Annotated in this window: 10 protein-coding genes; 7 read left to right on the forward strand and 3 right to left on the reverse strand. The window is 70.5% G+C overall.

What is annotated here, in order from left to right:
- The first annotated feature begins 10 nt into the window (after window positions 1-10).
- From trhO to proC, 6 genes are all read left to right on the forward strand, one after another.
- Window positions 11-937, forward strand: coding sequence for an oxygen-dependent tRNA uridine(34) hydroxylase TrhO (gene trhO, locus AC4D2O_RS09980; RefSeq protein WP_490906855.1), 927 nt, complete (start codon window positions 11-13; stop codon window positions 935-937).
- On the forward strand, window positions 937-2,553 hold the full coding sequence (locus tag AC4D2O_RS09985) for a DUF7059 domain-containing protein (RefSeq protein ID WP_490906857.1): 1,617 nt from the start codon (window positions 937-939) through the stop codon (window positions 2,551-2,553). The genes trhO and AC4D2O_RS09985 overlap by 1 nt, the downstream gene beginning before the upstream one ends.
- Window positions 2,554-2,673: 120 nt before the next feature.
- A complete protein-coding gene (topA, locus tag AC4D2O_RS09990) occupies window positions 2,674-5,421 on the forward strand; it encodes a type I DNA topoisomerase (RefSeq protein ID WP_490906858.1) in 2,748 nt (915 codons plus the stop codon).
- A gap of 59 nt (window positions 5,422-5,480) precedes the next feature.
- Complete coding sequence (locus AC4D2O_RS09995) at window positions 5,481-6,494, forward strand: Ppx/GppA phosphatase family protein (protein ID WP_490906859.1); 1,014 nt, start codon at window positions 5,481-5,483, stop codon at window positions 6,492-6,494.
- A gap of 1 nt (window position 6,495) precedes the next feature.
- A complete protein-coding gene (locus tag AC4D2O_RS10000) occupies window positions 6,496-7,296 on the forward strand; it encodes a sugar phosphate isomerase/epimerase family protein (protein ID WP_490906860.1) in 801 nt (266 codons plus the stop codon).
- Window positions 7,297-7,530: 234 nt separating this feature from the next.
- Entirely contained in the window at window positions 7,531-8,388 is an 858-nt protein-coding gene (gene proC, locus AC4D2O_RS10005; RefSeq protein WP_490906861.1) for a pyrroline-5-carboxylate reductase, read from the forward strand.
- On the opposite strand, the gene AC4D2O_RS10010 is transcribed toward proC, so the two are convergent.
- From AC4D2O_RS10010 to AC4D2O_RS10020, 3 genes are read right to left on the reverse strand one after another with little or no spacing between them, the layout of a single operon-like run.
- The gene (locus AC4D2O_RS10010; protein WP_490906863.1) at window positions 8,354-9,700 is read right to left on the reverse strand and encodes a glycosyltransferase 87 family protein; all 1,347 of its coding nucleotides are present in this window, start codon (window positions 9,698-9,700) and stop codon (window positions 8,354-8,356) included. The genes proC and AC4D2O_RS10010 overlap by 35 nt on opposite strands.
- Window positions 9,701-9,731: 31 nt before the next feature.
- Window positions 9,732-10,400: a potassium channel family protein gene (locus tag AC4D2O_RS10015; RefSeq protein WP_104116380.1), complete on the reverse strand. Its 669-nt coding sequence runs from the start codon at window positions 10,398-10,400 to the stop codon at window positions 9,732-9,734.
- Complete coding sequence (locus tag AC4D2O_RS10020) at window positions 10,393-11,805, reverse strand: TrkH family potassium uptake protein (protein ID WP_490906864.1); 1,413 nt, start codon at window positions 11,803-11,805, stop codon at window positions 10,393-10,395. Before AC4D2O_RS10020 ends, AC4D2O_RS10015 begins: the two co-directional genes overlap by 8 nt.
- Before the next feature lie 173 nt (window positions 11,806-11,978).
- On the opposite strand from AC4D2O_RS10020, the gene AC4D2O_RS10025 reads away from it, so the two are divergent.
- Entirely contained in the window at window positions 11,979-13,175 is a 1,197-nt protein-coding gene (locus tag AC4D2O_RS10025; RefSeq protein WP_490907491.1) for an acetoin utilization protein AcuC, read from the forward strand.
- The last annotated feature ends 33 nt before the right edge of the window (window positions 13,176-13,208 follow it).

A 13,208-nucleotide genomic window follows, 5' to 3' on the forward strand; every position in this document is an offset into this window, starting at 1 on the left:
GCTTTAAAACGTGTCGATGAACCGTATTGCCCTGTATTACGCCTTTGCGCCCCTGCCCGATCCCGAAGCCATCCGGCTGTGGCAGCGCGCCCTCTGCGAGAAGTGGGGGTTGCGCGGAAGGATCCTCATCTCCAAGGACGGCATCAACGGCACCGTCGGCGGCGAGATCGGTGCGGTGAAGCAGTACGTGAAGACCACGCGCGAGTACCCGGCCTTCAAGGGCATGGAGATCAAGTGGTCCGACGGCGGTGCCGACGACTTCCCGCGCCTGAGCGTCAAGGTCCGCGACGAGATCGTGTCCTTCGGCGCGCCCGGTGAACTGACGGTCGACGAGAACGGCGTGGTGGGTGGCGGCACGCACCTGGCCCCCGAGGAACTGCACGCGCTGGTCGACGCCAAGCGTGCGGCGGGGGAGGAGGTCGTCTTCTTCGACGGCCGGAATGCCCTCGAGGCGCAGATCGGACGGTTCAGGGGCGCCGTCGTGCCCGATGTGCGGACCACCCACGACTTCGTCCGCGAACTCGATTCCGGCCGGTACGACGACCTCAAGGACAAGCCCGTGGTCACCTACTGCACCGGTGGGATCCGGTGCGAGGTGCTCTCCAGCCTGATGGTGAACCGCGGCTTCCAGGAGGTCTACCAGCTCGACGGCGGAATCGTCCGCTACGGCGAGAAGTACCGCGACGGCGGGCTGTGGGAGGGGTCCCTCTACGTGTTCGACAGGCGCATGCACCTGGAGTTCAGCGACGACGCCGTCACCCTCGGCAAGTGCGTGCGGTGCCACGCGCCCACGAGCACCTTCGAGAACTGCTCCAACCCCGCCTGCCGCAACCTCACCCTGTACTGCGCAGGATGCGCCGCCGACCCCGTCACGCTGCGCTGCCCGCAGGGCTGCGAATCGGACGAGGCCGAGGCGACGGCAGCGGGCGCCGCCTGATGCCGGTCGCCACCGCCCGCGAGGAGTTCGACGACGACGTCGCCTCGGCGCCGTCCAGCCACGACCTCCCGGCGCTCGAGGCGCTCGCGGCCGACCTGACAGCGCTCGACTACACGGTCGACGGCGTCGAGGCGCTTCTCGGCAGCGCCGCCTACGCGGCCCTCGGCCGCAACCAGCCGGCGCCGGCGCTGCTGGAGGGTCGGCGCCTCCTGGGGACGGGCGGCGGCGACCATGCCGTCCCCGTGCTGCTGTGGCTCCTGGGTGAGACCGTGGCCGAGGACGACCTCGCGAAAGCCTTCCCCACCATCGGCGTCGCAGGCCTCGAAGGGCTCAGGCTCATCGAGCCCTTGGCTCCGCGCTCCTGGCGTGCCGCCGTCGAGCTCCGCCCCTACGCCTCCGACGTCGGCGGCAACCTCTGGGTGGCGAGCGATCTCGGCTCCGAGCAGCGCCCGGGGCCGCTGCCCCACGACCACGTCCTGGGGATCGGCGGTGCGTCGCTGACCCTGGCGCAGGCCGTGATGAGGGCACCCGTGGCCCGGGCGCTGGACCTCGGCACGGGCTGCGGCATCCAGGCCTTCCACCTCCTGTCGCACGCACGCCATGTCACCCTGACCGACATCTCCATGCGTGCGCTCGCCTTCGCGCGCTTCAACCTCCTGCTGAACGCCCCGGCCCTCGGCCTCGACGCGCAGCGACCCGGCGAGCGGGTCAGCCTGCGGCTCGGCAGTCTGCTCGAGCCGGTCGAGGGGGAGCGGTTCGACCTCGTGGTGTCCAACCCTCCCTTCGTGATCACCCCGCGCACGGGTGACCCGGCCGGGTCCTACACCTACCGCGACGGCGGCCTCGCCGGGGACGCCATCGTGGAGACCCTGGTCCGGGAGCTGCCCGGCATCCTCACGCCGGGTGGGGCGGCGCAGCTGCTCGGTAACTGGGAGATCACCGACGGCACCGGCTGGGAGCGGCGGATCCGCGGCTTCGTGCCGCCCGGCGTCGACGCGTGGATCATCCAGCGCGAGCAGTTGACGCCCGTGCAGTACGCGGAGACGTGGCTGCGGGACGCCGCCGAGAACCGGGACCGCGACGCCTATCTGCGGAGCTTCGCCGACTACCTCGCGGACTTCGCCTCCCGGGACGTCGAGGGCATCGGGTTCGGGTCGGTGTGGCTGCGGCGCCCCCGGAATCCGAGCGACCTCGTCCGCGTGGTGCTCGAGGAGATCACGCACGAGATCGAGCAGCCGGTGGGTCCGCACCTGGCGGCCACCGTCGGACGCGGGGACTGGCTCGCCGAGCACACCGAGCAGGCCGCATCCGGTATCGGGCTCGCCGACGAATTCCTGCTCGTGGCCGATGACGTCACCGAGGAACGGCACCAGCGGCCCGGGGCTGAGCACCCCGGCGTCATCCTGCTGCGGCAGGGGGCCGGGCTGCGCCGCACCACCCTGCTGAGCACGGAGCTCGCGGGCTTCGTGTCCGCGTGCGACGGCGATCTGACCGCGGGCCAGATCGCCGGCGCGCTGGCGATGCTGCTGGATCGTCCCGACGCGGCCTTCACCTCGGAACTGCTCGTGGATGTCGAGCAGCTCGTCCGCGAAGGGTTCCTGATTCCGGCCCCCTGAAACCAGCGGTTACCCTTGTGCAGGTACTCATGACGCATACTGGGGGAGCGCGGCCAGCGGCATTCGGACCGGATGCCCGCGTTCGATCCGCGGCATCGCACCCGTATTCATAGGAGAGAAGTGCCGACCAAGGCCACGGACAAGAAGCACGGCAAGAAGCTCGTCATCGTTGAGTCCCCCAGCAAGATCAAGAGCATCTCGGGCTACCTCGGTGAGGGTTTCCAGGTCGCGGCGTCCATGGGGCACATCCGCGACCTGCCCCAGCCGTCCGACCTCCCCGCCGAGCTGAAGAAGTCCTCCGTGGGCAAGTTCGCGGTGGACCTCGACAAGGACTTCGAGCCGTACTACGTGGTCTCGCCGGAGAAGCGGAAGACCGTCGCCGAGCTCAAGGCGGCGCTCAAGGACGCCGACGAGCTCTACCTCGCCACCGACGCCGACCGCGAGGGCGAGGCCATCGCCTGGCACCTGCTGCAGGTCCTGAAGCCGAAGGTCCCCGTCTACCGCCTGACCTTCGGCGAGATCACCAAGGAAGCCGTCACCCGCGCCCTCGGGGAACTGCGCGACGTCGACATCCCCATGGTCGACGCCCAGGAGACCCGGCGCATCCTCGACCGCCTCTACGGCTACGAGATCTCTCCCGTCCTCTGGCGCAAGGTGGCCCGCGGCCTGTCCGCCGGCCGCGTCCAGTCGGTGGCGACGCGCCTCGTCGTCGAGCGGGAACGCGAGCGCATGGCGTTCCGTGCGGCATCGTACTGGGACCTCACCGGCACCTTCACGCCCGAGGACTCCGCCAAGGGCGGCGCCTTCCCGGCCAAGCTCGTGGCCGTGGACGGTAGCCGTATCGCCTCCGGCAAGGACTTCTCGGACCGTGGTGAGCTGAAGGCCGCCAACGCCGTCCGGCTCGACGAGGACGCCGCGCGCTCACTCGCCACGGGTCTGGAGAGCGCCGCGTTCGAGATCCGTTCCGTCGAGACCAAGCCCTACACGCGCCGTCCCGCCGCGCCGTTCACCACGTCCACCCTGCAGCAGGAGGCGGCCCGCAAGCTGCGCTTCAGCTCGAAGGTCACCATGCAGGTGGCGCAGCGTCTGTACGAGAACGGCTACATCACCTACATGCGTACCGACTCCTCGGCGCTCTCGGACCAGGCCATCAACGCCGCCCGCCGGCAGGCCTCCGAGCTGTACGGCCCGGAGTACGTCCCCGAGGCACGCCGCGTGTACAAGGGCAAGGCCAAGAACGCGCAGGAGGCCCACGAGGCCATCCGCCCCGCGGGCGACTCGTTCCGCACCCCCGCGCAGGTGGCCCAGTCCCTCCGCGGCGACGAGTTCCGCCTGTACGAGCTGATCTGGAAGCGCACCGTCGCCTCGCAGATGGCCGACGCCAAGGGATCGACGGCGTCCCTGCGCCTCGGTGCGCGGAGCACCGACGGCCGCGACGCCGAGTTCGCCGCCTCCGGCACGGTCATCACGTTCCGCGGCTTCCTCGCCGCGTACGAGGAGGGCCGCGACGCGGGCCGCTCCGAGGACGGCACCGACGACGACGCGCAGGGCACGCGCCTGCCCGACGTCGCCAAGGGCGACCCGCTGGGCGCCACGGCGATCGAGGCCGTCGGCCACGAGACCTCGCCGCCCCCGCGCTACACCGAGGCATCCCTCGTGAAGGTGCTCGACGAGCGCGGCATCGGTCGCCCTTCGACCTATGCGGCGACGATGTCCACGATCATGGATCGCGGCTACGTGAGCGCCCGCGGGCAGGCCCTCGTGCCGAGCTGGATCGCGTTCTCGGTGGTGCGCCTGCTCGAGGAGCACTTCAACGACTACGTCGACTACGACTTCACAGCGGAGCTCGAGGAGGACCTCGACCGCATCTCGCGCGGTGAAGCGGGCCGCGTGGAGTGGCTCAACCGCTTCTACTACGGCGACCGCAAGGACACCGGGCTGCACACGATCGTCTCCGAGCTGGGCGAGATCGATGCCCGCAGCATCAACTCGGTGGAGATCGCCGAGGGCATCACGCTGCGCGTGGGCAAGTTCGGCCCGTACCTCGAGAAGCCGCTGCCCGCGGACGCCCCGGAGGGCACCGAACCGCAGCGCGCCAACGTGCCCGAGGACCTCGCACCCGACGAGCTGACCGTCGAGAAGGCCCTCGAGCTGATGGAAGCCCCCACCTCGCAGGAGCGCGTGCTGGGCACCGACCCCGAGACGGGGCGCACCGTCGTGGCCCGCGACGGCCGCTACGGGCCCTACGTGATCGAGCTCATCCCCGAGGTCACCGCGGAGGACCTCGCCAGCCAGCCGGTCGAGTACTACAAGAACGGCAAGCCGAAGCCCCCGAAGAAGCCTGCGAAGGTCAAGCCGCGCACGGGGTCCCTCTTCAAGTCGATGTCCGTGGACACCGTCACGCTCGAGGATGCCCTGAAGCTCATGAACCTGCCGCGCGTCCTCGGGACGGACGAGGACGGCAAAGAGATCACGGTGCAGAACGGCCGCTTCGGCCCGTACCTGAAGAAGGGCAGCGATTCGCGGTCCATCGGCTCGGAGGAGGAGATCTTCACGATCACCCTCGAGCAGGCGCTGGAGATCTACAAGCAGCCCAAGCAGCGCGGCGGCCGCACGGTCACCCCTCCGCTGGCCGAGTTCGGCGACGACCCCGTGACGGAGAAGCCCATCGTGGTGAAGGACGGCCGGTTCGGCCCCTACATCACCGACGGCATCACCAACATCACGGTGCCGGGCAGCACGGCGATCGAGGAACTGACGCGTGAGCAGGCGATCGACATGCTCGCCGAGAAGCGGGCCAAGGGCCCGGCGCCGAAGAAGACCACCCGGCGGGCGCCCGCCAAGCGCAAGGTCTCGGCGGGCAAGTAGCCCCCCGCGGCAAGCGGACACTGGACACAAGCGGGAGTAGAGCTGGAAGCGCGGGAACAATGCGGCTAGGTGTGCTGGACATAGGGTCGAACACGGTCCATCTGCTACTCGTGGATGCCCATCCGGGAGGACGGCCGGTGCCGTTCGCGTCCCACAAGAAGCCCCTGCAGCTCGTGGCGTACCTCGACGAGCAGGGCAGGATCTCCCGGAAGGGACAGGACGAGCTCGTCGGATTCGTCCGCGAAGCCCGGGCCTTCGCCGCAGGGCACGACGCCGAGGACTTCCTCGCGTTCTGCACCTCGGCGATCCGCGAGGCCGGGAACGGCAGCGAGGTCCTGGCCCGCGTGCGGGAGGAGACCGGCGTCGACCTCCAGGAGCTCTCGGGCGACCAGGAGGCCGCTGTCACGTTCCAGGCGGTCCGCCGCTGGTACGGCTGGGGTTCGGAGTCCATCCTCAACCTGGACATCGGGGGTGGCTCCTTCGAGATGGCCATGGGTACGGACGAGCTCCCGGAGGTGGCGCTGTCCGTGCCGCTCGGCGCCGGCCGGCTCACCCGGGACTGGCTGCAGGGCGACCCGCCGTCGGCCAAGAGCGTGAAGGAGCTGCGCCGGTACATCAGGGCGACGCTCCGGGAGGCCGTGCCGCAGTTCGCGCACCTCGGTGAACCGCACCTCGTCGCGGGCACCTCCAAGACGTTCCGGTCGCTGGCACGCATCGCCGGCGCCGCTCCGTCGGCCGCCGGGCCGTTCGTCCGGAGGGAGCTGCGCCTCGGGGACCTCACGCTGTGGACCAAGCGGCTCGCCGCGATGAGCGCCGCCGACCGCACGAACCTCGACGGCGTCTCCGAACTGCGGGCGCCCCAGCTGCTCGCCGGTGCCCTCGTTGCCGAGTGCGCCCTCGAACTGTTCAAGGTGCCGTCCATGGACATCTGCCCCTGGGCGCTGCGCGAGGGACTGCTGCTGCGGCGCTTCGACGCCAAGATGTTCGACGCCGAGGAACCGCTGCCGGGGGCCGGGGTAGGACACGCCCAGCTCGACTCCATACGGCGTACGTCCCTGCCCAGGGGGGCCTGACATGGCCGGAACCGCCGGCGGCCTGCCCGCGATCCCGGTGGCCCTGTCCAGTGCCTCCGTGTACCCGCTGGCGGTCCATGACGCCTTCGCACTCGCGCAGGATCTCGGCTACGACGGCGTGGAGGTCATGGTCACCAACAACTCGGTGAGCCAGGACCCGGACCAGCTCGCCGTCCTCAGCGAGCGGTACGGCATGCCGATCTTCGCGATCCACGCGCCGACACTGCTCCTGACGCAGCAGGTGTGGGGCAAGGCCTGGACGAAGATCGAGCTGTCCGCGGCCATGGCCGCCGAGGTCGGCGCCCGGACCGTGGTCACCCACCCGCCCTTCCGCTGGCAGACCGGCTACGCGGAGGAGTTCCCCGAGGGGATCGCGCGGGTGGCTGCGGAGTACGGCGTCGAGATCGCCGTCGAGAACATGTACCCGTGGAAGGTCCGGGGCCGCGAGGCGAAGGCCTACCTGCCGCACTGGAACCCCATCCCGGAGCCCTACGAGCGCATCACGTGGGACTTCTCGCACGCCGCGATCGCGGGCATGGACTCCTACGAGGAGATCCGCGCGCTCGGCGGCAGGCTGGCGCACGTGCACCTGACCGACGGGACACCCAACGGCAAGGACGAGCACCTGCTGCCGGGCCAGGGGGAGCAGCGGTGCGCCGAGGCCCTCGGCCACCTCGCGGCGTCGGAGTGGGACGGCGTGGTGGCCGTGGAGGTGAGCACGCGCCGCGCGCGCGGCGCGGGGGAGCGCGAGGAGTGGCTGGCGGAGACGCTGCGCTTCGCGCGCGAACACCTGCGCCACTGAGGTCTCTCGCTCGGGAGGCCGGCGGGTCCGGTGGAACAGCGTTAAAGAGGGGTGGCGCCGATGGACCGTCCAGATGTTGGGGGGATCATCTGGTTCCACCGGCGCCGGACCGGATCAGGACGTCCGGTCTCACTCGCACCCTTATGAGGTATCCCCAACAGTAGGACCCGTCCTTGTGCCGGAGCACCGAGGATGCTGGGAGAACGCTGGGCGCACGCGTGGCAGGATGGGGCCATGACACCTCCAGCCGCGCAGCATGTCGCCTTCCTGGGCTGCGGATCGATGAACGAGTCCATCCTCGCCGGGCTCCTGGCCGCCGGCCTCGACCCGGCGCTGGTCACCGCCACCGTACGCAGGTCCGCCCGCGCCGCGGAGCTGGCGGAGCGCCACGGCGTGAAGGCGCTCGCCACCGCCGACGACGACGCCGCGAACGTCACCGCCGTGCAGGACGCGGACGTCGTCGTGCTGGGCGTGAAGCCGGTGGGCATCGTGCCGCTGGCCCGGGAGATCGCGGCCGCCCTCAAGCCGTCAGCCGTCGTCGTGAGCGTCGCCGCCGCGGTGTCCCTCGCGATGATCGAGGCCGCCCTGCCCGAGGGCCAGCCCGTCATCCGGTCGATGCCCAACACGCCGTCGCGGCTCGGCAGGGGAGTGCTCTCGATCTCCGCCGGGTCCAGCGCCGGTCCGGAACTCATGGAGCAGGCACGCGGCCTCCTGCGGCCCGCCGGCACCGTCGTCGAGATCCCCGAGGACCAGGTGGATGCGCTGTCGGCCGTCAGCGGGTCCGGCCCCGCCTATGCATTCTTCCTGGCCGAGGCGATGGCCGCCGCCGGGGTCGAGCTCGGCCTCGACGCGGAACTCGCCGCGCTGATCGCCCGGGAGACGGTCGCGGGGGCGGGTTTCATGCTCGCCGAGGAGGGCGCTGACGCCGCAGCCCTCCGCAGGGCCGTCACGAGCCCCAACGGCACCACGCAGGCCGCCATCGAGACGTTCGAGGCACGGGGGCTGGCGGGCGTCGTCGCCGACGGGGCCCGGGCCGCGACGGCGCGGGCTGCAGAGATCACGCGCGGATTGGCGGTCCCGCCGTCGTCCTGACAGGGCATGCGGACGAGGTGGACCGGGTGGACCGGGTGGACCTTGCGGGCAGTGACGCCCAGATGATCAGCAGGGCGACCGGCAGCACCACGCCGAGGCCCGTGAAGAGACGCAGCGGCAAGGGCCCTTCACCGGAGACCGTGCCGGTGAGCGTCAGGGTGACCGTGATCGAGGAGAACATCATCACGGGCACCAGGACGGCGAGCAGCACATGGCTGACCGTCCGTCGGGCGCCGGCGTGCTGCCGGGCGACCACGTAGCCGACCGGCAGGACCAGCGCGATCCACACCCAGTGGTGGAACCACGAGATGGGTGAGATCGCGAGCATCACGACGGCGTTGGCGGTGATCGCGCGGAGGCTGTCGCCGTCGCGGCCGGCCCGCCGGATCGCCACGTAGCCGACGGCGACGACCGCCAGGGACGCGAGAAGCCAGACGGGACGCTGCACGGTCGCGGCCAGCCCGGACTGCGCGACGATCGAGTTGAGCGAGACGTTGTAGAGGTCCGCCGTCGCGCCGACGCGGGAGGCGTCGAACAGCGCATCGAGCCAGAAGGCCGCTGACTCCCGGGGCGCCAGGAGCCACCCGACGGCCACCGTCCCGCCGAACGACGCCGCCATCCATGCCAGCGACCGCCAGTCGCGCCGGGCGAGGAACACCAGGCCGAAGGCCAGCGGCGTCAGCTTGATGCCGGCGGCGATCCCGATCAGCACGCCGGACGGCAGGCGCGTGGACCGCAGCAGGTCGGCGAGGATCAGGATCATCAGGAGCGCGTTGACCTGACCGAAGCCGAGCCCCTCCCGCCACGGGCCGCTGATGCCGATGAGCAGCATCGCCGCGAGGACCGCCGCGGGGGCGCGCCAGGGGGCGGCCCCGCCGGTGGGCGTCGCCGCACGCAGGTAGCGCACGACGACGACGGCCACGCCGACGAGGCAGAGGCACGAGAGGGCAGTGACGATCCCGAGCCCCACGGACGCCGGCACCAGCGCGAGCGGGACGAAGAGGATCGCGGCGAACGGCGGATAGGTGAAGGGCAGCCCGCGCGTGTCCGTCTGCACGAGCGCGTCGTCGTACAGCTCGCTGTCGCCGGCCCGTCCGAGCAGCGCGAGTGCACCCTGCCGGTACACGGACAGGTCCAACCCGTGGATCTGCGCTGCCAGGACCACGACGGCGAGCACCAGCGCTCCCGCGAGCGCGACGACTGCCGCCCCGAGGGGTCCGAGGCGTGCGAGCGGTCCGAGGGGCCCGACGAGCGGGTGCGGCCGGGCAGCTGCGGCGTGTGCACGCCGGCGTGACCCGGCGGAGCCCGTCACGCGGTCCGCCCGGGGAGCAGCGCCGGGCATCCTAGGGCCGGCCGGCAAAGCGCTCGAGCAGGTCCACGTGCCCGGACACGATCAGCATGTCCCGGCCGGAGACCTTCGTGTCCGGGCGGGCATACGTGAAGTCCTCGCCCGGCGATTTCACGCCCACCACGGTGACGCCGTACTTCGAGCGCACGGAGGACTCCGCGAGGGTGAAGCCCTGCGTCTCCTTGGGCGGGTACATCTTCACGATCGCGAAGCCGTCGTCGAACTCGATGAAGTCGAGCATGCGCCCGCCGACCAGGTGCGCAGCCCGCTGCCCGGCGTCCGCCTCCGGATAGATCACATGGTTGGCGCCGATGCGCTTGAGGATCTTGCCGTGCGAGGGCGTGATGGCCTTGACCCAGAGGTGGTCGATGCCGAGATCCACGAGGTTCGCGGTGATGAGCACGCTCGACTCGATCGAGGTGCCCACGCCGACGACGGCGGCGGAGAACTCCTGGGCGCCGAGCTGCCGGAGGGCGTCGATGTTCGTCGCGTCGGCCTCCACCACGTGCGTGAGGATGCTCGAGAACTTCTGGACGAGCTGCGGATCGCGCTCGATCGCCAGGACCTCGCGGCCCTGCCGGACCAGTTGCTCGGCCGTGGCCGCGCCGAAGCGGCCGAGGCCGATCACGAGGACGGGTGCGTTGTGGGCGGGTCTTTCAGCCAATGATCGGCCTCTCGTCGGGGTAGCGGTACAACGTACTGCGTTGCCTCAGCGCGAGGGCCGAGGCGAGTGTGATGGTGCCCATGCGCCCGGCGAACATCAGGGCGGACAGGACGTACTTGCCCTCGGGTGGCAACTCGGCGCTGAGATTCGTGCTGAGCCCGCACGTGGCGAATGCCGAGATGACCTCGAAGACCACCTTGTCGAGCGGTTCGTCGGTCATCGCGAGGATGAGGCCGCTGCCGACCAGCACAAGCGTGGCGCCCATGAAGATGACCGAGATGGCGACGCGCATGGCTCCGTGGGGAATGGTCCGGCCCCAGGCGCGGACATCGGCGTCGCCACGCGCCTCCGCGACGATCGCGAGGAACATGACCGCGATCGTGGTCACCTTGATGCCACCGGCCGTGGAGGCGGAGCCGCCACCAGCGAACATCAGGGCGTCCGTCAGGAGCATCGTCGTGCTGCCCATGTCGTTCTGGTCCACGAGGTTGAAGCCGCCGGAGCGCGTCATGACCGAGGCGAACAGGGCGTGGATGGTCTTGTCGACGACGCTGAGGTTCGCGATGGTCCGGTCGTTCTCCCACTCGAGGAAACCCCAGGCGAAGGTTCCGGCCACGAGGAGGATCAGCGAGACCGCCACGGTCAGCTTCGCGTGGAGCGTCCACTTGCTGAAGCGGTGCCGCACTTGGACGAGGACCATGATCACGGGGAAGCCGAGGCTGCCGAGGAAGACGCCGATCATGAGCGGCGTCAGGATCCAGAGGTCCGTCTCGTAGGGAACCAGCCCGTCGCTGTGCGGCGTGAAGCCGGCGTTGTTGAAGGCGGAGATGGAGTAGAAGACGCCGTGCCAGAGCGCCTGCCACCAGGGTTCGCCGAGGATCATGAAGCGGGGGATCAGCACGACGGCGAGCACGATCTCGATCACGACCGAGGTGGTGATGACGATCCGCAGCAGTGTACCGATCTCTCCCAGGCGGCTGGCGTTGTTCAGTGCCTCCTGCGCCAGCAGCTTGCCGCGGACGCCGAGGCGCTTGCTCACGATCAGGGCGAGGAGGGACGCCAGCGTCAGGGTGCCCAGGCCGCCGATGAAGATGCCGAGCAGGATCACCAGCTGGCCGAAGAAGGACCAGTGTGTGGCGGTGGACACGACGGTGAGGCCCGTGACGCAGACCGCCGACACCGCGGTGAAGAAGGCGTCATGGAGGGGTGTGACCTGTCCGTCGGCGGCCGCCATGGGCAGGCTGAGCAGCACCGTGAAGAACAGGATGACGCCGGTGAAGATGAAGAGGGCGAGGCGGGCGGGCGAGCTGTTCGCGAAGGAGTCGACGAAGTCGCGGATCGAGGCCAGCAGCCTGACGTACCCGTGTCGATCGTCCGCCAGCCACTGTGGCTGTTGACTTACCATTGACGCCTGCTCTGCCCCGTTACTGGTCCTCCCGCCGAAGCGGCACCGTGTCCACCCGCGTCGGTCCTCGCCGGGGCCGATCGATGCGGGTGGATTGTCCTTGCAGTAGTAAAGCATCCCATCCGGGTGCGTCGTCGGGATATCGCCCATCGCGTACCCTTGCAGGGATGTCTATGCACTCCAGGTCAGCGGTGCCCCTCCAGGTCGTCTGGAACGAATCCATGCTGGCCTACGACTTCGGCGGCGGCCACCCCATGAACCCCGAGCGGCTGCATCTCACCGCACGCCTCGTCCGCGACTGCGGCCTGCTCGACCTCGACGGTGTGGTGGTCTCCGACCCGTCCGTCGCGTCCGACGAGGACCTCGCGACGGTCCACAGCCCCGACTACATCCGCGCCGTCCGGCACGTGAGCCGCAACCCGGAGGCCTCCGACGCAGCCCGGGGGCTCGGGACGGAGGACACCCCGGCGTTCCCGGGCATGCACGAGGCCAGTGCCCGCCTCGCCGGCGGATCCCTCGGTGCAGCGGACGCGGTGCTCAACGGCAGGGCCGTCCGGGCAGTGAACTTCGGCGGAGGGATGCATCACGCCGCCCGGTCGCGGGCCAGCGGATTCTGCATCTACAACGACGCCGCGGCCGCCGTGCAGCGCCTGCTCGACCGCGGCGCGCAGCGCGTCCTCTACATCGACGTCGACGCCCATCACGGCGACGGCACCCAGAGCATCTTCTGGAACGACCGCCGAGTCATGACCGTCTCGCTCCATGAGACGGGTATGAGCCTCTTCCCGGGCACGGGCTTCGCGGCAGAGACGGGGGGACCGGACGCGGAGGGCTACGCGGTGAACGTCGCCCTGCCCACGACCGCCGGGGACGCCGCGATCCTGCGCGCCTTCCACGCCGTCGTCCCGCAGCTCGCCGCGGCCTTCTCGCCGGATGTCATCGTGAGCCAGCACGGGTGCGACTCCCACCGGGAGGATCCCCTCACCAACCTGCGGGTCAGTGTCGACGCCCAGCACGCCATGATGCTCGCCGTCCGGGAGCTCGCGGACCGCCTGTGCGAGGGCCGGTGGATCGCGACGGGCGGGGGCGGGTACGCCCTTGCGAGCGTAGTCCCGCGGTCCTGGGCCCTGCTCGTCGCCGTGGCGGCGGGGGCGTCCACGGGCCCCAAGACCCCTGTGCCGGCTGCCTGGCGGGAGTACGTCCTCGAGCGGCACGGCGTGGAGACCCCGGACCTCATGGGCGACGGGGCCGACACGTGGTGGCGTTCATGGGAGGTCGGCTACGACCCCAACGACGACCTCGACCGCACGGTGATGGCCACGCGGAAGGCCCTGTTCCCCCTGCACGGGCTCGACCCCTGGTTCGATTGAACGCGCCGGCAGTCGCAGGATGCCGTAGGGCGC

Source organism: Arthrobacter sp. TJ-238, assembly GCF_058269215.1.